The 21,387-nt window shown below is 73.8% G+C and carries 23 protein-coding genes; 10 read left to right on the forward strand and 13 right to left on the reverse strand.

Annotated elements, in window-relative coordinates; genetic code table 11:
- Positions 1-160 precede the first annotated feature (160 nt).
- The 5 genes from VKK44_RS14205 (at position 161) to VKK44_RS14225 (ending at position 3,351) form a co-directional block, all read left to right on the forward strand.
- Complete coding sequence (locus tag VKK44_RS14205) at positions 161-592, forward strand: type II 3-dehydroquinate dehydratase (RefSeq protein WP_343447439.1); 432 nt, start codon at positions 161-163, stop codon at positions 590-592.
- A 63-nt stretch (positions 593-655) separates the two neighbouring features.
- On the forward strand, positions 656-1,009 hold the full coding sequence (locus tag VKK44_RS14210) for a DoxX family protein (RefSeq protein WP_343447440.1): 354 nt from the start codon (positions 656-658) through the stop codon (positions 1,007-1,009).
- Positions 1,010-1,016: 7 nt separating this feature from the next.
- On the forward strand, positions 1,017-1,994 hold the full coding sequence (locus tag VKK44_RS14215; RefSeq protein ID WP_343447441.1) for an ROK family protein: 978 nt from the start codon (positions 1,017-1,019) through the stop codon (positions 1,992-1,994).
- Positions 1,991-2,563: an NADPH-dependent FMN reductase gene (locus VKK44_RS14220; RefSeq protein WP_343447442.1), complete on the forward strand. Its 573-nt coding sequence runs from the start codon at positions 1,991-1,993 to the stop codon at positions 2,561-2,563. Before VKK44_RS14215 ends, VKK44_RS14220 begins: the two co-directional genes overlap by 4 nt.
- On the forward strand, positions 2,560-3,351 hold the full coding sequence (locus tag VKK44_RS14225; RefSeq protein ID WP_343447774.1) for a shikimate dehydrogenase family protein: 792 nt from the start codon (positions 2,560-2,562) through the stop codon (positions 3,349-3,351). Before VKK44_RS14220 ends, VKK44_RS14225 begins: the two co-directional genes overlap by 4 nt.
- A 1-nt stretch (position 3,352) precedes the next feature.
- Here the strand turns inward: VKK44_RS14225 and VKK44_RS14230 are convergent, their stop codons facing one another.
- Together VKK44_RS14230 and VKK44_RS14235 are read right to left on the reverse strand one after the other, a co-directional pair.
- Positions 3,353-3,733, reverse strand: coding sequence for a VOC family protein (locus tag VKK44_RS14230; RefSeq protein WP_343447443.1), 381 nt, complete (start codon positions 3,731-3,733; stop codon positions 3,353-3,355).
- A 41-nt stretch (positions 3,734-3,774) separates the two neighbouring features.
- Positions 3,775-4,191 (reverse strand): ATP-binding protein, encoded by a 417-nt coding sequence (locus tag VKK44_RS14235; protein ID WP_343447444.1) that lies wholly within the window; start codon positions 4,189-4,191, stop codon positions 3,775-3,777.
- A gap of 161 nt (positions 4,192-4,352) precedes the next feature.
- On the opposite strand from VKK44_RS14235, the gene VKK44_RS14240 reads away from it, so the two are divergent.
- On the forward strand, positions 4,353-4,751 hold the full coding sequence (locus VKK44_RS14240; RefSeq protein WP_343447445.1) for an STAS domain-containing protein: 399 nt from the start codon (positions 4,353-4,355) through the stop codon (positions 4,749-4,751).
- A gap of 1 nt (position 4,752) precedes the next feature.
- On the opposite strand, the gene VKK44_RS14245 is transcribed toward VKK44_RS14240, so the two are convergent.
- Both VKK44_RS14245 and VKK44_RS14250 read right to left on the reverse strand, forming a co-directional pair.
- The gene (locus tag VKK44_RS14245) at positions 4,753-6,009 is read right to left on the reverse strand and encodes a PP2C family protein-serine/threonine phosphatase (RefSeq protein WP_343447446.1); all 1,257 of its coding nucleotides are present in this window, start codon (positions 6,007-6,009) and stop codon (positions 4,753-4,755) included.
- A gap of 241 nt (positions 6,010-6,250) precedes the next feature.
- Positions 6,251-6,895, reverse strand: coding sequence for a dihydrofolate reductase family protein (locus VKK44_RS14250; protein ID WP_343447447.1), 645 nt, complete (start codon positions 6,893-6,895; stop codon positions 6,251-6,253).
- Between the two features lie 473 nt (positions 6,896-7,368).
- Here VKK44_RS14250 and VKK44_RS14255 point away from each other — a divergent pair, with 473 nt between their 5' ends.
- Positions 7,369-8,106 carry a zf-HC2 domain-containing protein gene (locus VKK44_RS14255; RefSeq protein WP_343447448.1) on the forward strand — a complete coding sequence of 246 codons (738 nt, stop codon included), beginning with the start codon at positions 7,369-7,371 and terminating at the stop codon, positions 8,104-8,106.
- Between the two features lie 118 nt (positions 8,107-8,224).
- Here the strand turns inward: VKK44_RS14255 and VKK44_RS14260 are convergent, their stop codons facing one another.
- The 7 genes from VKK44_RS14260 to VKK44_RS14290 all read right to left on the reverse strand — a co-directional run bounded on the left by VKK44_RS14260 (position 8,225) and on the right by VKK44_RS14290 (position 14,378).
- Positions 8,225-8,791: a sigma-70 family RNA polymerase sigma factor gene (locus tag VKK44_RS14260; RefSeq protein WP_343447449.1), complete on the reverse strand. Its 567-nt coding sequence runs from the start codon at positions 8,789-8,791 to the stop codon at positions 8,225-8,227.
- Between the two features lie 167 nt (positions 8,792-8,958).
- The gene (locus tag VKK44_RS14265; RefSeq protein WP_343447450.1) at positions 8,959-9,432 is read right to left on the reverse strand and encodes a molybdenum cofactor biosysynthesis protein; all 474 of its coding nucleotides are present in this window, start codon (positions 9,430-9,432) and stop codon (positions 8,959-8,961) included.
- Between the two features lie 14 nt (positions 9,433-9,446).
- A complete protein-coding gene (locus tag VKK44_RS14270; protein ID WP_343447451.1) occupies positions 9,447-10,529 on the reverse strand; it encodes a PIN domain-containing protein in 1,083 nt (360 codons plus the stop codon).
- 36 nt (positions 10,530-10,565) lie between these two features.
- Positions 10,566-10,793, reverse strand: a complete 228-nt coding sequence (locus tag VKK44_RS14275) for a hypothetical protein (RefSeq protein WP_343447452.1) — start codon at positions 10,791-10,793, stop codon at positions 10,566-10,568.
- 135 nt (positions 10,794-10,928) lie between these two features.
- The gene (locus tag VKK44_RS14280; protein ID WP_343447453.1) at positions 10,929-12,518 is read right to left on the reverse strand and encodes a DHA2 family efflux MFS transporter permease subunit; all 1,590 of its coding nucleotides are present in this window, start codon (positions 12,516-12,518) and stop codon (positions 10,929-10,931) included.
- Between the two features lie 390 nt (positions 12,519-12,908).
- A complete protein-coding gene (locus VKK44_RS14285) occupies positions 12,909-13,463 on the reverse strand; it encodes a DUF305 domain-containing protein (protein ID WP_343447454.1) in 555 nt (184 codons plus the stop codon).
- A gap of 165 nt (positions 13,464-13,628) precedes the next feature.
- Positions 13,629-14,378, reverse strand: coding sequence for a lytic polysaccharide monooxygenase (locus VKK44_RS14290; protein ID WP_343447455.1), 750 nt, complete (start codon positions 14,376-14,378; stop codon positions 13,629-13,631).
- 240 nt (positions 14,379-14,618) lie between these two features.
- Here VKK44_RS14290 and VKK44_RS14295 point away from each other — a divergent pair, with 240 nt between their 5' ends.
- Positions 14,619-16,697 (forward strand): cellulose binding domain-containing protein, encoded by a 2,079-nt coding sequence (locus VKK44_RS14295; protein ID WP_343447456.1) that lies wholly within the window; start codon positions 14,619-14,621, stop codon positions 16,695-16,697.
- Between the two features lie 28 nt (positions 16,698-16,725).
- On the opposite strand, the gene VKK44_RS14300 is transcribed toward VKK44_RS14295, so the two are convergent.
- Both VKK44_RS14300 and VKK44_RS14305 read right to left on the reverse strand, forming a co-directional pair.
- A complete protein-coding gene (locus VKK44_RS14300) occupies positions 16,726-17,577 on the reverse strand; it encodes a phosphatase PAP2 family protein (protein WP_343447457.1) in 852 nt (283 codons plus the stop codon).
- Between the two features lie 87 nt (positions 17,578-17,664).
- A complete protein-coding gene (locus VKK44_RS14305; RefSeq protein ID WP_343447459.1) occupies positions 17,665-19,305 on the reverse strand; it encodes an MDR family MFS transporter in 1,641 nt (546 codons plus the stop codon).
- A gap of 121 nt (positions 19,306-19,426) precedes the next feature.
- Between VKK44_RS14305 and VKK44_RS14310 the strand changes: the two genes are divergently transcribed.
- Together VKK44_RS14310 and VKK44_RS14315 are read left to right on the forward strand one after the other, a co-directional pair.
- Positions 19,427-20,056 carry a TetR/AcrR family transcriptional regulator gene (locus tag VKK44_RS14310; protein WP_343447460.1) on the forward strand — a complete coding sequence of 210 codons (630 nt, stop codon included), beginning with the start codon at positions 19,427-19,429 and terminating at the stop codon, positions 20,054-20,056.
- A gap of 12 nt (positions 20,057-20,068) precedes the next feature.
- Positions 20,069-21,385, forward strand: a complete 1,317-nt coding sequence (locus VKK44_RS14315) for a low temperature requirement protein A (protein ID WP_343447461.1) — start codon at positions 20,069-20,071, stop codon at positions 21,383-21,385.
- The last annotated feature ends 2 nt before the right edge of the window (positions 21,386-21,387 follow it).

Consider the following 21,387-nt stretch of genomic DNA (forward strand, 5'->3'; position numbering starts at 1 on the left):
ATTGGAACGGCCCGGCAGGACGCTAACCGAGCCGGCACGGCGCTGACCTCCCCTAACGGCCCCTAGCCGCCCCTAACCGCCCCCTGCCGGCGGGGTCCGCGCCGGGGGCGGGGCCGATACTCCGATGACCTGTCGTCGTCCTTCTCCGGTGAGGTGCAACGTGCCCGAGGTGCTCCTGCTCAACGGCCCGAACCTGGGCATCCTCGGCAGACGGGAACCGGAGATCTACGGCACCGACACGCTGGCGGACATCGAGCGGGCGGTCGGCGAGGAGGTCGCCGGGCGGGGGTGGCGGGTCGTCGCGAGGCAGCACGACTGCGAGGGCGAGATGATCCGTACCATCCAGGACAGTTATGAGACGGTGGGCGCGATCGTGAACCCGGGCGCGTTGATGATCGCCGGTTGGAGCCTGCGCGACGCGCTGGCCAACTATCCCCACCCGTGGCTGGAGGTCCACCTGTCCAACGTGTGGGCCCGGGAGAGCTTCCGGCACGACTCGGTGCTCGCCCCGCTGGCCGCGGGGGTGATCGTGGGCCTCGGCGCGCTCGGCTACCGGCTGGCGGCCCGCGCGCTCGTCGCGACCGTGCCCTGACCGTCCACCCCGTCGCACCCGTACCGGTCGTCCGCCGCGACGACCCGACCCCCGAGGAACCCCGTGACCGTCGCGATCATCGTTCTCACCATCCTGCTGGCCATCGTCCTGATTCCGCTGGCCGTGCAGAAGCTCACCGGCAACGCGCAGATGCGCCAGCGGATGTCGCACCTCGGCGTCTCCGCCGGGCTGACCCGCGTCATCGGCCTGCTGGAGCTGGCCGGCGTCGCCGGGCTGCTGCTGGGCCTGAAGTTCTGGCAGCTCGGCGTGGTCGCCGCGGTGGCGATCACCGTGCTGCTGATCGCCGCCGTGGCCTACCACCTGCGCGCCAAGGACGACGGCAAGGTGGTCATGGTGCCGCTGTTCTTCGCGTTCGCCTCGGCCGCGCTGGCGTTCCTGCACCTGCTGAAGCACTGAGGCGGCCGTGACGGGCGGGCCGGTCGCCGCGCTGCTGGGCGTCGACGTCGGAGGCACGAAGGTCGCGCTGCGCGCCGAGGCGGCCGGCCGGCCCGCGTACGAGCGGATCGTCATCTGGCCGGCCGGCGCGGACCCGGCCGGCGACCTGGCCGTGCTGGCCGCCGAGGTGGCCGCGCTGCGCGTCGGATTCGGTCCGGTCGACGCGGTCGGCGTGGCCATGCCGGCGACCGTCGACCGGGCCGGCACGGTCGTGGCCTGGCCCGGCCGGCCGAGCTGGGTCGGCCTGGACCTGGCCGGCACGCTGCGTCGTCTGTTCCCCGACACCCCGACCGGGTACGCCGACGACGGCGACCTGGCGGCGCTGGCCGAGGCCCGCCACGCGGGCCGCGACGACGTGCTCTACCTCGGGGTCGGCACCGGTGTCGGCGGCGGGATCGTGCTCGGTGGGCGCAACGCCCCGACCGGCGCGTCCGCCGAGGTCGGGCACATGGTGGTCGACCTGGGTGGGGACCGGTGCGACTGTGGACGGTCCGGCTGCCTCCAGGCGGTCGCGTCCGGGCCGGCCACGCTGCGCCGCGCCGCCCGGCTCCGCGGTGGGCCGGTCGACCACCATCGGCTGCGCGCCGGGCTGGACGACGGCCGGCCGTGGGCGGTGGAGGCGATCGCACCGAGCTGCGCCGCGCTGGCCGCCGCGGTGGTGAGCCTCGGCGAGCTGCTCGCCGCCGACCTGGCGATCGTCGGCGGCGGGTTCGCCACCGGCCTGCCCGGTTTCGTGCCACTGGTCGGGCACCTCGCCGCCGGCCGTCCGGGGCGGCCCGCGCCCCGGGTCGCCGCCGCCGCGCTCGGCGGGCTCTCCTCGCTGCACGGCGCGCTGCACCTCGCCCGCGACCTCGCGGGCGTCCCGGTCGTGTCCACGGCCGCGCATCCGACCAGCACCCCGGTCCCGGCCGGGACCGGGAACTCGACCAGGGAGGCCAGTCAATGATCAGGATCGGGGTCGTCGCCGGCAGCACCCGCCCGGGCCGCAAGGCCGACGCGGTGGCGCGCTGGGTGTGCGACATCGCCGCCGCGCGGACGGACGTCGACGCGGAACTCGTCGACCTGGCGGACCATCCGCTGCCCCACTTCGCCGAGCCGCTGCCCCCGTCGATGGCGCCGTCGAGCCGGCCGGCGGTCCGCCGGTGGGGCGCGGTCGTCGGCGCGCTGGACGCGTTCGTCTTCGTCACCCCGGAGTACAACCACTCGATCCCGGGTATGCTCAAGGACGCGATCGACGTGCTCTACCAGGAGTGGCACCACAAGCCGGCCGGGCTGGTCGGCTACGGGGTGCACGGCGGCACCCGGGCCGCCGAGCACCTGCGGCTGGTGCTCGGGCAGGTGTCGGTGCCGGTGGTCCGTTCCCAGGTGGCGCTCTCCCTGCACACCGACTTCGTGGCGTTCCGCGACTTCCGCCCCGGCCCGCACCAGCGGGAAGCGGTCGGCACCATGCTCGACGAGGTGGTGGCGTGGGCGGGCGCGCTGCGGACGCTGCGCCGCCCGCAGCCGGCGCGATGACCGCGATCGGCGGCGCCACCCGCCTCTACGCGCTGCTCGGCGACCCGATCGCGCAGGTACGCGCGCCCGGCCTGCTCAACCCGGTGCTGGCCCGGCGGGGCACGGACGCGGTGCTGGTGCCGGTGCACGTGCCCGCCGCCGCGCTGCCGGACGTGGTGGCCGGGCTACGGCAGGTGAGCAACCTGCACGGCATGCTGGTCACCGTGCCGCACAAGGCGGCCCTGCTCCAGCTCGCCGACCGGGCCACCGACCGGGCCCGGCGGGCCGGCAGCGTCAACGCGCTGCGCCGCGAGGCGGACGGCACCTGGTCGGCGGACACGTTCGACGGCGACGGGTTCGTCCGCGGGCTGGTCGCGGCCGGACACGACCCGCGTGGCCGGCGGGTCTGCGTGGTGGGCGCCGGCGGCGCGGGCAGCGCCATCGCGGTGGCCCTGCTCGACGCCGGGGTGGCCGCGTTGCACCTGGCCGACACCGACCCGGCCCGGCTGGCCGCGCTCGGCGGACGGCTGTCGGCCGCGTACCCGGGCCGGGTCCATGCGGCGTCCCGGCCGCGACTGGCCGACGCCGACCTCGCGGTCAACGCGACGCCGGTGGGGCTGCGCCCGACCGACCCGCCGCCGTTCCCGGTGTCGGAGCTGCCGGCGCGGGCGGTGGTCGCGGACATCATCATGTCCCCGGCGGAGACGACGCTGCTGCGCGCCGCCCGCGACCGGGGCCTGCCCGCGCATCCCGGTGAGCCCATGCTGACCCACCAGATCGACGGCTACCTCGACTTCTTCGGCCTCTGACCTACAGCGGCGCGAGACGCGCCTTGAGCAGGCAGAACTCGTTGCCCTCGGGATCGGCGAGAACGTGCCAGGACTCCTCGCCGGTCTGGCCGACGTCGGCCGGGCGCGCCCCGAGCTTCAGCAGGCGTTCGAGTTCGGCGTCCTGGTCGCGGTCGGTGGCGTTGACGTCGATGTGCAGGCGGGGTTTCGCCCGCTCCGGCTCGGCCGTGGGGCTGAGGATGATCGTCGGCTGCGGGCCGCCGAACCCGTCGCGCGGCCCGATCTCGATGCTGCCGTCGCCCTCGCGGCCGAGCACCACGAAGTCGAGGACCTCGCACCAGAACCGCGCCAGCGCCTCGGGGTCGCGGCAGTCGAGCACGAGTTCACTGATCCGACATGCCATGCGCGCCACTCTTACCCACGGTCGCCCGGGACGCCACCGGGTTATCCCGCAACCGCCGCGGTGAGGTGTTTCGTGATGCGGATCAGCACCTGGTCCGACGGCCCGGGGACGAAGGCGACCGTGTCGGCGAGCGCGGCGATCAGGGGCAGCCCGCGACCGCCGACGGTGAGCGGGGCGGGAAGCCCGGCGGTGAGTACGCCACCGTCGGGGGTGCTGCCGCGATTGCCGACCTCCAGCAGGCAGACGTCGTCGTCGATGCGGATCGTGATGTCGACGGCGCTGTGGGTGTCACCGTGCCGCACCGCGTTGGCGCACGCCTCGGTGATCAGCAGGGCGAGATGGCCGCGAGCGTCCTCGGTGGCGTCGGTGAGGCCCAGCAGGGTCACCAGCACCTGGCGGGCACGGGTCACGGAGGACGGCTCACCCGGGAGCGACAGCGTCACGCGCATTCGCATCATCCGGCTCCTTCCCCGACGGGCATGACCCCGAACTGCTGGCGTCACGCGGGCGGGATGCTCCGGCGGAGATCGACACTACCTCAACTCGCCGGGGTGGGAGCGCTCCGGGTGCCGGGCCGGTCCACGCCGCCCGGAGGCGGATCCCCGGCCGGCGGAATAGGGTGAACGGGACCATCGGCGTACGGGAGGGTTTCGTGGGGTTGCTGTTGTCGGTCCGGCCCGGCCGGGGTTGCACCGTGCTCGAGGTGCGCGGTGAACTGGACATGGCGACGTCCCCGCAGCTGCACGAGGCGCTGCAACGGCTCGTCGACGCCGGCACCCGCCAGGTGGTGGTGGATCTGGCCGGAGTGGGATTCATGGACTCCAGCGGGCTGGGCGCGCTGGTGGTGATGTTCAAGGCGTTGCGCGAGGCCGGGGGCCGGTTGGTCCTCGCCGCGGTGCGACCCCCGGTGCGGAGCGTCCTGGCGGTCACGTCGGTCGATCGGGCGATCCGGGTCTACGACGACGTGGCGGAGGCCGAGGCCACGCTGCCGTCCACCGACGACCCGACCGGCCGCTAGGTCAGTCGGGCAACCCGCTGCTGGCGCGGGCCTGGTCGGCGCCGGCGCTGGTCCGCCGACCCTCGTCGTGCCCGCCGTGCCAGTCGAGGATGAACAGCGTGGCGTCGTCGGCCAGCGCCCCTCCGCTGACCTCGAGCACGGCGTCGGCCAACGCACGGACCGCCTCGCGCGGGTGCAGGCCGGCGATCGACCGTAGGATGGCCGGCAGGTCGAGGCCGGCCGCGTTGCGCTCCCGCATGCCGTCGGTGACCACCACCATGCGGTCGCCCGGTTCCAGCGTGACCTCACCGGCGCGGTAGTCGGCCTCGGGGAACATGCCCAGGGGAAAGTTGGCCGGCGACGACAGTGTCCGCGTGTCCCCGTCGCGAACCAGCATCGGCGGCACGTGCCCGGCGTTGAGCAGCGTGCACACCCCGGTACGCAGGTCGAGCCGGCCGAGGACCGCGGTGAGGTAACTGCCGCGAACGGTGGCGTGGTCGGCCACCTCGATGTTCGCGGCGACCGCCTGCTCCACCAGACCGGCCCCCCGGCGGCGGCTGTTGCGCAGGCTGCCCACGCCCAGAGTGGCCGTCAGCGCGCTGGTCACCCCGTGGCCCATCGCGTCAGTGACGCTGAAGTGCAGCACGTCACGGGCCACGCTGTAGTCGAAGGTGTCCCCGCCGATGCTCGCGGCGGGCTCCAGCCAGCCGGACAGGGTGAAGCCGCTGGCCTCGCAGGTGAACGAGCCGGGCAGCAGACGACGTTGGATCTCCCCGGACAGCGTGAACGGGGTCGTGCGTTGTCCCCACTCGAACAGGTCGGTGTACCGGCGGTTGGCGATCACCACGAACGCCAGCACGTGCGCGGTGCGGGCGATCTCCGCCAACGCGCGCGGGGCCGGCTCGTCCGGCAGGAACATCTCGAGCAGACCGATCGCCTCACCGCGATCGGTCACCGGCGCCAGCACCGACCACCCGTCGGACCGCGCGACGGCCTGCACCGTCTGGGTGCGTAACGCCTGCTCGGCAGGGCCGCCGTCGAACGGCGTCACGGTGGCGACCTCCTGGCCGTCCCGGCGTCCCTCACCGGCGCCGGCCAGCGGCACGTGGGCCAGTCGGACCAGTGCCCGACCGCTGAGGTCCGCGATCAGGAAGGTGACGCTCCGTGCCCCCAGGGCCGCGCCGAGTTCCCGGGTGACCGCCTCGACCGCCTCGACCGGTGAGGCGTTCTCCGCCGCCTCCAGCATGTGCGCCAGGATCGGCTCTCGACTGCTGTCCACGAATCCGAGCCTACGAGACCCGGGCGGCCGGGACCGATCCCGGTGTTGTCTAGCGGCGACCGGAACGCACCACCAAGAACCACACCAGGGCGCCGACGAGTGCGGCGGACGTGAGGAGACAGCACAGCGTGGCGATGTGCCACGGCTTGATCGCACCCATGCCCCGGACCGTACCGGCACCGTCGGCGCTGCACTGTCCCCGACCCGTCACGCGCCGCCCGCGACAGCCCGGGCCTCCGTCTCAGCCGTCGTGGCGAAAGCCGCGATCGGGCGCGCCCATGTCACCTGTTCCCGGCGTGCCGTCGGCGAGCCCGTAGCGCAGGTAGACGGTGCCCTTCCGGTTGGCGACCGGCGGTTCGATGAGCGTGACGTTGGTGGGCACCGCGCCGCCGTCGAACACCTTCTTGCCGACGCCCAACACGATCGGGTGCACCCAGAGGTCGATCCGGTCGAAGAGCCTCTCGCGCAGCAGCGTCTGCACCAGGTTCAGGCTGCCGACCACCTTCACGTGCTCGTGCCGGTCCCGGACCTCGCGTACCGCCGTCGCCAGGTCCGGACCGAGCATCGTGGACCCCTGCCACGACAGGTCGGGTCGACCGCGGGAGGCCACGTACTTCGGGACGCGGTTGAACAGCGTGGCGATCTCGTTGTCCTCGCCGCCCTCCTGGTGCGGCCAGTAGGCGGCGAAGATGTCGTACGTCCGCCGGCCGAGCAGCAACGCGTCCGTGCCCTGGTACGCGGCCATGACCTGCGCGCCGGTGGCCTCGTCCAGCAGCGGCGCCTGCCAGCCGCCGAACGGGAACCCCACCGGGTCCTCCTCGGGACCGCCGGGCGACTGCCCGACGAGGTCGAGGGTGGCGAACAGCTCGATGTGGATCAGTCCCATGGCCCGTGCTCCGGTCGTCTGGTCATCTCGGTCGGGGAGGTAGACCGGTGCCCCTCGCCGAACTCATCGCTCCCGGTGACCGGGAAAAGCAGCCGGTGGAACACCACAGCCGTCAAACCGGGTCGGCGAGGTCGAGATGCAGCGACGGGTACAGGCCGGCCACCGACAGCGGCACCCCGGCCTCCGCCACCCGGGCGTGAGCGTGGCGTCGAAGGTCACCGGCTCAGGTTAGCCGCGTCAGCGGGCTGCCGCGGCCCGGCGGACCAGCGCGCTGACCTCGTCCTCGTCGGCCGGTTCGTCCCATTCCGCCGGGGTGAACGAGAGGCTCCCGGACCAGTTCACGAACGGGCGGGTCACCTCGCTCCCTCCCCGGCGCCGTTCCGGGCCGCATAGCCGCGCCCACCCCCGGTAGTCGCGTACCCGATCGGGACCCCGCCGGGAACCAGGCGGGCGGCCCGGACGACTATCCCTACATGGCGTGTGAGCAGTGGCGGGAGATCCTGTCGGCCCAGTTGGACGGTGAGGCGTCCCGGTCGGAGAGCGAGGCGGCCGAGGCGCACCTGGCCGGCTGCGCCGGCTGCCGGGGCTGGTTCGACTCCGCCGCGGCGGTCACCCGCCGGGCCCGGACCCGTCTCGCCCCGCAGGTGCCCGATCTGGTGGCGTCCGTGCTGGCCGCCGCGCCGCCGCCCCGGCCGAGCCGACGCCGGCGGGTGGCGCTCGGGCTCCGCGCGGCGCTCGGCCTGCTCGGCGCGGTGCAGTTGGTGCTGGGCCTGGCGCAGATCGGCCGGGAGGCGGTGGTCGCGCACGCGCACACCTCCGGCCAGCACCTGTGGCACGAGTCGGCGGCGTGGAACGTGGCGGTGGGCGCCGGTTTCCTCTACGTGGCGGTGCGCCGGTCCACCCCGTCCGGCCTGTTGCCGATGCTCAGCGCGTTCGTCGCCACGCTGGTGCTGCTGTCGGTGAACGACCTGATCACCGGGCAGGTGGCGATGACCCGGCTGGTCAGCCACGGCTTCCTGCTGGTCGGCTGGGCGGTGATGCTGGTGCTGTCCCGGCCCTGGTGGCGTCCCGGGGACACCCCGCCCGGACGGGGTCGGTCGACCGGCTCGCGCTGGACGCTGCGGACCGAGGAGCCGGCCGCGCCGACGCCGCTGCGGCTGGTGCCGCCGGGCCCGTACCCCGCGCAGGCCCGCGACCGCCGCGCCGCCTGACCCCGCGAGCGCCCGGCCGTGCCCCGCGCGGGCCTGCGGTCGCCTGACCCGCGAGCGCCCGGCCGGTCACCCTGGCCGGCCGGTGCCACCGCGCTCGGTCTGTCGTCGCCCGGGTGGCTCAGCGGGCGCGGCGGCCCCGGGTGTCGCCGGCCCAGGCGGCGACCAGGTCCTCGCGGGCGCGGGCAACCCGCGACCGGATGGTGCCGACCGGGCAGCCGCACACCTCGGCCGCCTCGGCGTAGGAGAGGCCGAGCACCTGGGTGGCGACGAACGCCTCCCGACGGTCCGGGGCGAGCCCGGCGATGAGTCCGCGTAGCGCCACGCCGTCGTCCCCGCCGGCGGTCACCGCCCCGGCCGCCTCGGCGGCGGTCTGCCAGTCGGGCAGCGCGGCCACCCGGGGGCGGACGGTCGCAGCCCGTACGTGGTCCACGGCGACCCGGCGGGCGATGGTGAAGACCCAGGTCCGGGCCGAGGACCGGCCGGCGAACCCGGGCAGGCTGCGCAGCGCGCGCAGGAACGTCTCCTGCGCGAGGTCGTCGGCCTCGGCGGGCCCGGCCAGGTGGACGAGGAACCGCCACACCGGTCCCTGGAGCGCGCGGACGAACGCGGCGGCGGCCTGCTGGTCGCCCCGGCCGGCCCGCCGCGCCCACCGGGTCACCTGGTCGTCGTCGGCGTCCGGGCTCATCCGCGGCCCACCCGCCGGTCCGGCACGGTCACGCCGGACGGTACGGATGCGGGGCTCGTTCGGTTCATCCCTGGCGTCCTCTCCGTGACCTGGCCACCGACTGCGACGACAGGGTGACCCCGAGGTTGGTCGGCCGGGGCGCGGGAAAAGTTCCCGACCACGTGCCGTCAGTCTCCGACAGCGACCGTGACCGGGCCGACCCGCAGGACGCCGTCGGTGAGCGGGGCGCAGCGGACGCCGCCCCGGCGGCGCAGCGCCTTCCAGGTGCCGGGCGCGACCACCACGTCCAGCCAGGCGCACGGCGGCGCGGCCCGGTGCACCCGCAGGCGGACCGGGCCGTCGCCGGAGTCCAGGGTGAGCACCTGACCGACCAGCTCGTCCACCGCGATGCCGCTGGTCAGCACGTTGCGGCGGAGCTGGGTGAGATCGGCGCCGGCCGGCAGCGACTCCTGCGCGATCAGGGTGACGCTGGCGGTGCGGTGCGCCGGCCGACCGAAGTAGCGGTCCCCGACGATGCCCAGCCCGGCCCGGAGGCGCACCTGTTCGACCAGCTCACCGGGGGGCGCCGGGGCCGGCCCGTCCGCCGGCCGGCCCACGTAGCGGTGCACCGGCGAGGCCAGCAACTGGACGATGCGCGGCACGGCGACGACCGTGCTCAGGAGGACTGCGGGGTGAGCAGGTAGTCGCCGTCGTCCGGGCTCCACCGCAGCTCCACCACGCCGTCGGTGGCCGCCGCCTTGCAGAACTGGAGGAAGCTGCGGTAGCCGAGCTTCTTCTCGCTGAAGTCCGGCCGGGCGCGCCGGAGCTGGTCCTTCAGGCCGGAGAGCGCCACCGCGCCGCCCTCGCCGGCGAGGTCCGCCACCACGGCGCGGAGCAGCCCGAACGTGACCTCCCGGTCACCCCGCTCGGGCAGCGACACCTCCGGGTCACCCTTGGCCGGGCCGGCGGCCAGCTCCACCACGTTCGACCCGGCCAGGTGCCGCAGCAGCTCCCCGAAGGTACGGAAGCCGTAGTCGGACTCGCTGAACGTGGGGTCCTTGCGGAGGAGCGCGCGCTTCAGGCCCGACGCGGTCACCTCGCCGCCGCCGCTGCCCTGCACGCCGGCAACGGTCTGCACGAGCAGGACAGCGAGCGTGTCGACGTCGCGCGGCGACTCCTCCTCGGCCGGCGCGGTCTCCACCACCGGTTCGGGCGGCGACTCCGCCACCGACGGCCCGGCCGACCGGGCCGGGCGCGTCCGGCGGGCGACGGGCGGCGGCACGTCCACCCCTTCGAGGCGGTCGTAGTAGAGGAACTCGTCGCAGGCCGGCGGCAGCAACGCGGAGGTCGACTTCTCCACCCCGACGCCGATCACCCGCTTGTTGAGTTCGCGCAGCTTGTGCACGAGCGGGGTGAAGTCGCTGTCCCCGGTGCAGATCACGAACGTCGAGATGTAGCCCCGTTCGAAGGCCAGCTCGACCGCGTCCACGGCCATCTTGATGTCGGCCGCGTTCTTGCGGGAGAAGCCCATCCGCTGCGGGATCTCGATCAGCTCGACGTGCGACCGGGTGAGCATCCGCCGGTCCTCGTCGAAGTACGACCAGTCGGCGTACGCCCGGCGCACCACCACCCGGCCACGTTCGGCGAGGGCGTCGGCGATCGGACGGAGGTCGAACGACCGACCGCCGTGATGGTCGCGCACGCCCAGCGCCAGGTTCTCGTAGTCGAGGAACAGCGCGATCCGGTCTTCGTGATCCACGCCGGCCAGCCTAGCGGGGTCGGACCGTCGTGCCGGTCAGCGCCGCCGGTCTTCGCGGTAGACGCTCTGCCGGCGGGCGACGCGCTGGACGGCGTAGCTGGCCACCAGGAGCACCAGCGCGAGCACCACCTCGACCCCGGCGACCGTGCCGGTGGCGACGGTGAGGCCGAGCAGCAGCAGGATCAGCCCGACCACGGCCAGCAGGCCCGCCAGCAGCAGCCGGGTGCGCCGCCGCGCCGACCGGTCCCCGCCGCCTGCGCTCACCCTGCCCACCTCTCCCCGTTTCCCGGGTTCGAGCCTAGGTGCTGCCCGGCCCGCCGGTGGCCGATCCGGGATCGGCCACCGGAAGCGCCGTGGGGCCGGACGCCGTCGGCGTCCGGCCCCACGGGACAGGGCGGATCAGTGCATCGGCACCGGCGTCGGGCGCTGCTCCTCCCCCGGCTCGCCGTGCAGCAGGTGCGACGGCTCCCGCCGGCGGGGCAGGAAGGCGGCCGGGACGAAGGTGAGCACCGCCAGCCCGAAGGCGACCCAGAACGTGGTGGCGAACGAGCTGGCCGCGAAGTCGAGCCCGCGCTCGATCAGCGACGGCGGCACCGGGAACTGCTGGGCCAGCTCGGGCTGCTGCTGCACCGCGATGGCGAGCTGGGCTTCGGTGACCGGCGCGCCGGTGCTCGGATCGGTCACGCCGGGGATCGACCGGGAGCCGTTCAGCTCGCTGGTGAGGATCACCGACATCGTCGCGGCGCCCACCGACCCGGCGATCTGCTGGAGGATGTTGACGAGCGTCGAGCCGCGGGCCACCTCGGCCGCGTTCAGGGTCTTCAGCGCCGAGGTCATGATCGGCATCATGGTGCCGCCCATGCCGAGGCCCATCACGAACAGCGAGCCGCAGAGCAGCACGTAGGACGTGTCGGTGTCGACCTGGGTGAAGGTGAAGAACCCGGCCGCGATGAGCACCAGCGAGAAGGGCGCCGTCCGGCCGATCGGCACCCGGTCGGCGAGCATGCCGCCGATCGGCATGGTGAGCATCGCGCCGATGCCCTGCGGCGCCATCAGCAGGCCGGCGTTGAGCGTGCTCTCGCCCCGGATCTGGAGGAAGTAGCTCGGGAACAGCAGGCCCGCGCCCATGAACGCGATGATGAACACGACCAGGGTGAGTGCGGCGACGGTCAGGTTGCGGTTGCGGAACAGCCGCAGGTCGAGCAGCGGGTGCCGGGGCCGGAACGAGTAGCGGATGAACGCGATCACGAGCGCGGCGCCGGCCGCCATCGGCAGCCAGACCTCGGTGTCGGCGACCGTGCCGGCCTCCGGCAGCGAGGAGACGCCGTAGAGGAACAGGGCCAGGCCCGGCGAGAGCATCAGCATGCCGAGGAAGTCGAAGGACTCCGAGGGCTCGGGGGCGTCCTTCGGCAGGGCGAGCTGGGCGTAGAGGAGCGCGACCACACCGATCGGCACGTTGATCAGGAAGATCCAGTGCCAGCTCGCGGTGTCGATCAGCCAGCCGCCGAGGATCGGGCCGCCGATCGGGCCGAGCAGCATGGGGATGCCGAGCACGGCCATCAACCGGCCGATCCGGTGCGGGCCGGCGGCCCGCGTCATGATCGTCATGCCGAGCGGCATGAGCATGCCGCCGCCGAGGCCCTGGACCACCCGCCAGGCGATCAGCTCGCCGATGGAGTCGGCGGTGGCGCAGAGCCCGGAGCCGATGGTGAACAACGCCAGCGCCACCATGTAGAGCCGTTTGGTGCCGAACCGGTCCGCGGCCCAGCCGCTGAGCGGAATCACCGTGGCCAGCGCGAGGGTGTAGCCGGTCATGGTCCAGGCGACACGCGCGTAGGAGGCGTCGAACTCGCGCTGGAACGTCGGGATGGCCACGCTGACGACGGTCACGTCGAGGATCGACATGACCGCGCCGAGCACGACGACACCGGCCACCTTGAGCACCGCGGCGTCGAGTTTGTTCGATGTCGCTACGGATTGCTGGGTCACAGACAGTCTCCTGGTTCCGGTCCGGTCCGAGGGCGGTGGCGCCACCGCGCGTCATGGGACGCGCGGGAGGACGTGCGGTGGGCGACGTCCGGGACGAGAGCCTAGTCACGGGGTGCGACATCGCGCGGCCGGTTTTGCCAGGGGCGAAAGGCCGTGCGTCCGGTCACCCGCCCGTCGCCCCGGGGCGCCCCCGCGGTTCCGCCCCACCCGCTCGCGGGAAGCCGCACGGTAAGCGCCTGCTACGCCCTGATCCGCCGCCGCGCCGACACTCCTCCACCGGACCGGGAACCGCCGGTCACCGTGATGAACGTCATGTTTACCGTCCGGCGTCGCCGGTGGGAGATCCGCCCATCCGCGGAGAGCGCCGGCCCTCCGCTGTCGACGGGTGCGTCACGCCGGGGACAGGTCCGCCATCAGGGCGACCTCGGCCGTGCGGGAACGGTCGATGCGGGTGGCGAGGTCGCGTACCCGTTCGCTGGTGCCGGCGGTGACCTGGGCGTGGGCCAGGGCGGCGGCGGTGCGCTGGTGGCGGGTGAGCACGTCGAGCAGCACCCGGTCGACGTCGGCGGCCCGGGCGCCCCGCAGCCGGGCCAGGCCGGCGGCGGCGTCGCTGTGCCCGGAGTGGTCGTGCCGGGCGACGGCGGCCTCGGCCGAGGGGCCGGCCTCGCGCAGCCACCGGCGCATGGTGGCCAACTCGTCGGTCTCGGTGGCCCGGATCGCGGCGATCAGCGTCCGCACCCGCGCGTCGGCGACGCGGTCGAGGCCGACGCCGACGATCTCCAGCGTCTGCTCGGTGTGCGCCACCATCATGGCCAGGAAGAGCGCGTCGATGCCGCTGGTGGCGTCGTCGACGGCCGGCGCGGGCCGGGACGCGGCCGGGGTCGCCGGCCCCCCGCCACAACCGCCGACACCCAGCAATCCGGCCAGCACCACGACCACAACCACACGCCGAAGCATCCATTCCTCCAATCGACCACCCCGAGCACCCCGCCCCCCACGCCGCTGATTCACGGAAAGAGTGGTCATTCCACCGGCCATGGCCACTCTTTCCGGGAAAGCGCGAGCCGCAGCGGGGGTGGGGGGCGGGGCGAGGGGGCGGGGCGGGGTGGGTCAGAGCTGCTGCCAGAGGGCGGGGACGTTCGGGGGCTCCCAGCCGGCGATCGCGGTGTGCGCCTGGCGGCAGCGGTAGCTGAGGCCGCCGTAGGTCACCGTGTCACCGGCCTGGTACGCCCGGCCGGCGGTCCAGGTGCCGCCCGGCACCGGCGAGCCGGTCGGGCCGGGCGTCGGTGACGGCGCGGCGGTCCGGGTGGGCGACGGGGTCGGCGACGGCGTGGGGGTCGGGTTGCCGCCGCCGCCGATCTGGAGGTCCACGCAGGCGTAGAACGCGTTCGCGGTGTCGGCGATGTTCCAGACCGCGAGCAGCTTCTGCCGGCCGGAGAAGCCGCCCAGGTTGACGGTGTGCGACACGGTGGCGTCGGGTTGCCGGCCACCGCCGTCGACCACCGCGACGCGGGTGTTGCCGATCCAGTACTCCCAGTTGGCGGTGGCGTGCCGGGCGGTGTTGATCCAGGTGAACGTGGCCGTGCTGCCGACGGTGGTGGCCGGCCAGTTGCGGCTGTCGTCGTTGAGCACCGCGAACTGGGCGATGCCGGCGTGGCAGCTCTTCAGGCCCTTGGGCCCCTCGACGCTCTGCGGCTCGTACCGGATCTGCCCGCAGTCGGGCACCCGGTTCTGCGCGCAGAGCGCCTGCCGGCTGGGCGGCGAGGAGACGTAGCCGTGGGCCTGGGCGGGCGCGGCGAGCGCCAGGGTCGCAGCGACGGCACCGGCGCTGAGCAGTGGAAGGGTGATTCTTCGGCGCATGGTGGCAACTCCTTCGGGGGGATCGGAAGGTGTCATGAACATAAATTAAACCTTGTTAACAGTAAAGACTCCTATCTATAAATTAAGCCTTGAGCCCGCCGGGACGCGCGTGTGATCCTGATACGTCGATGGCTCAGCGCGCGGAGCCGATCGCCGATCCGGGGCACCCGGGGCGCCGGCAGGCTCCCGGGAGGACGGCGGCACCGATTCCGGGAACCCGCCTCTCCGAAGGACACCCGCATGAGGAGATCCCTGCCCCGCCCCCGCCGGTGGACCGCGTACGCGGCGAGCCTGCTGCTCGCCACCACCGCGCTCGCCACCGTCGAACCGCCCCCGGCCGGCGCCGCCGCCGACCCGGTCGCGGTGACCGTGAACGCCCGCGCCGGGCTGGCCACCGTGCCGGACACCGCCCTCGGCGTCAACCACGCCATCTGGGACGCGAAGCTCGGCAGCACCGAGACGTCCGACCTGCTCAAGGCCGCCGGCGTGCGGATGCTGCGCTACCCCGGCGGCTCGTACGCCGACATCTACCACTGGAAGACGCACACCGCGCCCGGCGGCTACGTCGCGCCGGACACCGACTTCGACACGTTCATGGCGGCGGCCCGCCGGGTCGGCGCGCAACCGATGATCATCGCCAACTACGGCACCGGCACGCCGGCCGAGGCCGCCGAGTGGGTGCGGTACGCCAACGTCACCAAGGGCTACGGCGCGAAGTGGTGGACCGTCGGCAACGAGAACTACGGCAACGGCCTCTACGGTTCGGCCTGGGAGGCCGACGACCACGCCGACAAGAGCGCCACCCAGTACGCCAAGCTGGTGATCGAGTACGCCGACGCGATGAAGGCGGTCGACCCGAGCGTCAAGGTCGGCGCGGTGCTCACCATGCCCGGCAACTGGCCGGACGGCATCACCGCCGGCGGCGACCCGGGTCCGTGGAACCGGACCGTGCTCTCGCTCGCCGGCCCGAAGATCGACTTCGTGGACGTGCACTGGTACCCGGGCGGCACCGCCGCCGAGTCGCTGACCCGGACCAACCAGCTCCCGGACGCCACCTGGCTACTGCGCCAGCAGATCGACAGGTACGCCGGCCCGAACGCCGACCGGATCGGGATCAGCCTCACCGAGCTGAACGTCGACGCCGGCCGCACCACCCAGCCCGGCGCGCTGTTCCTCGCCGACGCCTACAGCGGCCTGCTGGAGCAGGGCGTCTTCACGGTGCAGTGGTGGAACGTGCACAACGGCATCGGCACCGTCTCCGAGGTCGCCGGGCAGACCGACTACGGCGACTTCGGGCTGCTGTCCAGCGGCGGCTGCACCGGCGACGGCGAGGTGTGCGAGCCGCCGTTCAACACGCCGTTCGCGCCGTACCACGCGCTGTCCATGATGAACACGTTCGCCCGCCCCGGCGACCAGTTCGTCCGCGCCGGCACCGACCAGCCGCTGGTCACCGCGCACGCGGTGCGCCGGCCGGACGGCAGTCTCGCGGTGCTGCTGCTCAACAAGGACCCGGACACCGCGTACCCGGTCGCGGTCGACTACGCCGGCTTCACCCCGGCGGACGAGGCGCCGACCGTGCACACGCTGACGAACGGGGCGGGCGCCGTCACCACCGGCCGCTCCGGCAGCGCCACCACCCGCACGCTGCCGCCGTACTCGCTGACCACGCTCGTGCTCCGACCGGCCGGCAGCTCCGCGGGGCGCCCGGGCGCCCCGGGCCGGCCGACCGCGGGCGCGGTGACCGACCGCGCCGCGACCATCTCCTGGCCGGCCGCCGCCGCGGGCGCCGCGCCGATCGCGAAGTACGAGGTGTACCGGCAGCACGGCGCCGTCAGCGAGCAGCTCGGCGAGACCGCCGGCACCTCGTTCACGGTGGGCAACCTGGAACCGGGCGCCCGCTACACGGTCAACGTGCTGGCCCGCGACACCGCCGGCCGGGTGTCCTGGTCGTCCCCGCCGCTGACGTTCGCCACCGGCAGCCCGGCCGACAGCGGCTGCGCGGTCCGCTTCCACAACGACACCGACTGGGGCAACGGGTACGTGGCGACCGTCGACGTGGTCAACACCGGCCCGGACGCGGTCGACGGCTGGACGCTGACCTGGACCTGGCCGACCGGCTGGCAGCAGGTGAGCAGCGGCTGGAACGGCACCTGGACCCAGACCGGCGCGGAGGTCCGGGTGACCCCGACCGCCGACAACCGCCGGCTGGCCGCCGCCGGTGGGAGCACCAGCGTCGGGTTCGTCGGCGCGTACGGCGGGCCGAACGTGCCGCCCGGCGTGTTCCGGCTCAACGGCACGGTCTGCACCGTCCGGCCCTGAGCCGGTGATCGGCCCCTGAGCCGGGCGGTCAACCCCGGCCGGGCGGCCGGAGCCGGACGTCGGCCGTCGTCGGGACCTTCGTGGCCCGGCGGCGGCCGGCGCGGCGCGGCGGTGGCACCACGTGCGGGCGCGACGGTCCCACCGCCGGCGGGACGGGACGCCGGTCCGACGCGGCGGGTCGGGGCAGCGCGGCCAGGATCAGTCCGAGCAGCGCCACCGCGACGACCCCGTCGAGCCAGTAGTGGTTGCCGGTGCCGACGACCACGACCATGGTGATCAGCGGGTGCGCCAGCCAGAGCCAGCGCCACCGCCCGGCGGTGACCGCCACCAGGGCCAGCGCCACCGCCAGCGCCCAGCCCACGTGCAGCGAGGGCATGGCCGCGTACTGGTTGCTGAGCTGGTCGGCGTCGGGCGGTCCGTAGACGCTGGGGCCGTACCGGCGGCCGGTGTCGACCAGCCCGGTGAGCGTGGTCAGCCGTGGCGGCGCGAGCGGGACGCAGACGTGCAGCACCATCGCCGCGCCGGTCAGCGCCGCCAGCGCCCGCCGGAGCCGGAGGTAGTGGGCCGGCTGGCGCAGGTAGAGCCAGACCAGGCAGAGCACGGTGGCCGGGAAGTGCACGTACGCGTAGTAGCTGTTGGCCAGCCGCACCGGCAGTTCGTGCGCCAGCAGTGGCGCCTGCACGAGCGCCTCGTCGGGCAGGTGCAGCAGCCGTTCCAGCCACCAGATCCGTTCCCCGTTGGCCCGCGCGGTGCCGGCCCGCCCGGCGACCAGTTGCCGGCCCGCCTTGTAGGCGAGGAAGAGCACCGCGACGAGCGTCAGCTCGCGGGCCGCCCGGCGCAGCGCGCCGCCGGACGTGGACGCGCTCCGCCTGGTGTCCAACGCTCCTCCTTCGCCTGGGTCCGCCACCGGCGAGCCGGCACGGACCAGGGCCGCCGCCGGGGTCGGCGACGGCCCTGGGGTACGGACTCAGCGGCGGGCGGATTCCTCCCGGCCGGCCGGGTCGGTGCCCACCCCGTCGAACGCGGGCGCTCCGTCGATCGCGTCGGCACCCACCGCCACCGCCCGGCCGGGGTCCGGCAGGTCGAGGCTGGAGCGCAGGGTAACCGGCCGCAGCAAGAGCGCCGCCACCACACCGACGACCGCGATCGCGGCCGAGATGAGGAAGATGTGCCCGGTCGCGTCCCCGTACGCGGCGCGGACGATCTGCCGTACCGGCTCGGGCAACGCGTCGAGGTTCAGCGTGCTGCCGCCTCCGCCGCCGGTGGTGGGGATGCCGGCGGCGGCGAGGTCGTGGGTGATCCGGTCGGTGACCCGCCGGGCCAGCACCGCGCCGAGCACCGACACGCCGATGGTGCCGCCGAGCGACCGGAAGAAGGCCACGCTGGCGCTGGCCGCGCCGATGTCCTTGAGCGCGACGGTGTTCTGCACCGCGAGCACCAGGTTCTGCATGGTCATGCCGACGCCGACGCCGACGATGAACATGGCCACGCCGACGATGACCAGCGAGGTCTCGTGGTCGATGGTGCCGAGCAGCGCGAAGCCGGCGACCAGCACGATCGCCCCGAACACGATGTACGGCTTGATCTTCCCGCTGGTGGTGATCATCCGGCCGGCGACGATCGAGGAGATCAGCACGCCGGCCATCATCGGGATGGTGAGCAGGCCGGCCTCGGTCGGGCTGTAGCCGCGCCCGATCTGGAAGTACTGGCCGAGGAAGACCGCGCCGCCGAACATGGCCATGCCGACCGCGAGGCTGCCCAGGATGGCCAGTGCGGTGGTGCGCTCGCGGACGATGTGCAGCGGCACCACCGGCTCGGCGGCCCGCGACTCGACCCGGACGGCGAGCGCCAGCAGCAGCACCGCGCCGCCGACCATGGCCCCGGTCTGCCAGGAGAGCCAGGCGAACGAGTCGTCGACGAAGGAGATCCAGATCAGCAGCACGCTGACCCCGGCGGCGATCAGCGTGGCGCCCAGGTAATCGATCTTGACGTTCCGCCGGCGCACGGTGGGCAGGTTCAGCGTGACCTGGAGCAGGAACAGCGCGATGATCGCGACCGGCACGCCGACGAAGAAGCACCAGCGCCAGCCGAGCCAGGAGGTGTCGACGATGAGGCCGCCGAGCAGCGGGCCGCCGACCGTGGCGAGCGCCATGACGCCGCCCAGGTAGCCGTTGTAGCGACCGCGCTCGCGCGGCGGGATCATCGCCGCGATGGCCACCTGGACCAGCGCCTGGAGGCCGCCGACGCCGATGCCCTGGAAGGCCCGGGCGGCGATGAGCTGGCCGGCGCTCTGCGAGAAGCCGGCCGCCACGGAGCCGACCAGGAAGACCACGATGGCGACCTGGATCAGCAGCTTCTTGCTGAACAGGTCGGCCAGCTTGCCCCAGATCGGGGTGGTGGCCGTGGCGGTGAGCAGGGTGGCGGTGACCACCCAGGTGTACTGCGTCTGCGAGCCGTTGAGCGCGCCGATGATCTTCGGCAGGGCCGTCGAGACGACGGTGCTGCTCAGCATGGCCACGAAGAGCACCAGCAGCAGGCCGCTGAGTGCTTCCAGCGTCTGCCGCCGGCTCATGGGCGCGGCCTCGGCCGTCGCGGTGGGTGCGCTCATCGCGCGTCCTCCAGAGGTGTCGGATGGGGGTGGCCGCTTGGTTGCCTCAAGCAATCATCAACAAATCTTGCCCAGCAGGCAACTTTGCCCGTTGAGAAAAGGATCACGTAACCTGGCCGGCATGGACGAGTGCACCGGCCTGCGGGAGCGGAAAAAGGCGGCGACCCGCCTGGCGCTGCACGAGGCGGCCCTGCGGCTGGCCGTCGAGCACGGCCCGGACCGGGTCACCGTCGAGGCCATCGCCGACGCCGCCAACGTCTCCCGGCGCACGTTCTCCAACTACTTCTCCGGCAAGGAGGAGGCGCTCTTCCACGGCGACACGATGCGGCTGCGCCGGATGCTGGAACTGGTCGCGGAGCAGCCCACCGGCCTGCCGCCCTGGGCCGCGCTGACCCGGGCCGCGCTGGCCCAGGCCGACGAGGGTTACGACGACCCGGCCGAGCCCTGGCTGAGCCGACGCCGCCGGCTGCACGGCCACCCCAGCCTGGCGGCCCACCAGGTCGGCGCGTACACGACCATCGAGCGGGAGCTGTCCGCCGAGATCGCCCGCCGCCTCACCGGCGCCGACGGGCCGCTGCGGGCGCGCGTCCTGGCCGCCACGTTCCTGGCCTCGCTCCGCGTCGCCGCCCAGCAGTGGATCGAGCACCCGGACGCGCCCCTGCGCGACGTGCTGCACGACGTGCTCGCCCACGCCACCCCCATGGCCGGGGGACGGCCCGGTGAATCCCCCATGACGGCTGAGCTGGGCTGACACACTCGGCCGGTGGGCGGCGACAGGTGGCGCAAGGGGCTCGGACCGCCGGCGCGGGTCGCCCCGGCCACCCGGGTCGACAAGTTCGAGATCTTCTTCGACCTCGTCTTCGTGGTGTCGTTCTTCATCATCACGCGGGCCACCGCCGCCAACGTGACCGGACGGGAGCTGCTGCACGCGCTGCTGGTGCTCGCCGTGCTCTGGTGGTGCTGGGTGGTGCACATCGCGGTGGCCGCCCGGCTGCGGCTGGGCGAGGGCCTCGTGCCGATCCTGATGGTGGTCGGCATGGTCGCGTTGTTCACGTTCGCGCTGGCCCTGCCGCAGACGTTCGGCGACCTGCGCCAGGGCACCGCCGGCCCGATCCTGGTCACGGTCAGCTACGTGGTCATCCGGATCGTGCACACCTCGCTCTACTGGTACGCCACCCGCGGCGACCCGGCGGGCAGGCGCAAGGTGTGGCTGTTCCTGCCCGAGGTGCTGCTCTCGACCTGCCTGCTGCTGGTGGCCGCGTTGCTGCCGCCCCACGTGGACCCGGAGGCCGGGCCGTGGCTGCGCGACGCGCTGTGGATCGCGGTGGTGGTGATCCAGTACAGCAGCGGACTGCTGGCCGGCACCGACGGCTGGAAGATCACCTCGGCGGAGCACTGGACCGAACGCTACGACCTGATCCTGATCATCGCGCTGGGCGAGTCGGTCATCTCGGTCGGCGTCGGCGGCAACCTGCTCGGCAAGCCGGTGACCTGGCCGGCCATCCCGGCGGCGATCTTCGGCATCCTGTTCACCGCCGCGCTCTGGTGGACCCACTTCGACATGATCGGGCCGGCCGCCCGGATCGCGTTGCACGCCGCCAAGGGCCATCCGCGGGTGGCGATGGCGCGCGACGCGTACGCCTATCTCTACCTGCCCATGATCGCCGGGGTGATCCTGTTCGCGCTCGGCGCGGAGGAGCTGGTCCGGACCGTCACCGACCCGGTGGGCGGCGCGGCGGAGCGGGGCCACGGGCCGGCGGTGCCGCTGCTCTTCGGCGGCGTGATGGTCTACCTGGCCGCCAACATGGCGTTCCAGTGGCGCACGCTCCGCACGCTGTCGTGGAGCCGGGTCGGCACGCTGGTCGTGCTGGCGGTCACACTGCCGGTCGGCCGCCACCTGTCCGCGCTCGGCGCGCTCGGTCTGCTCACCGCGATCTGCCTGGCGCTGGTCGCGGTCGAGCTGGTGACCTTCGCGGACGCCCGCGTGGCCCTGCGCCGGGCGGTGCACGAGGAGCGGGCCAGCGCCGAGGAGAACGAGGCCGCCTGGCGGTCCCGGTGGCACGACGTCGGGTCGGAGTGACC

The sequence above is a fragment of the Micromonospora sp. DSM 45708 genome (assembly GCF_039566955.1).
Classification (GTDB): domain Bacteria; phylum Actinomycetota; class Actinomycetes; order Mycobacteriales; family Micromonosporaceae; genus Micromonospora.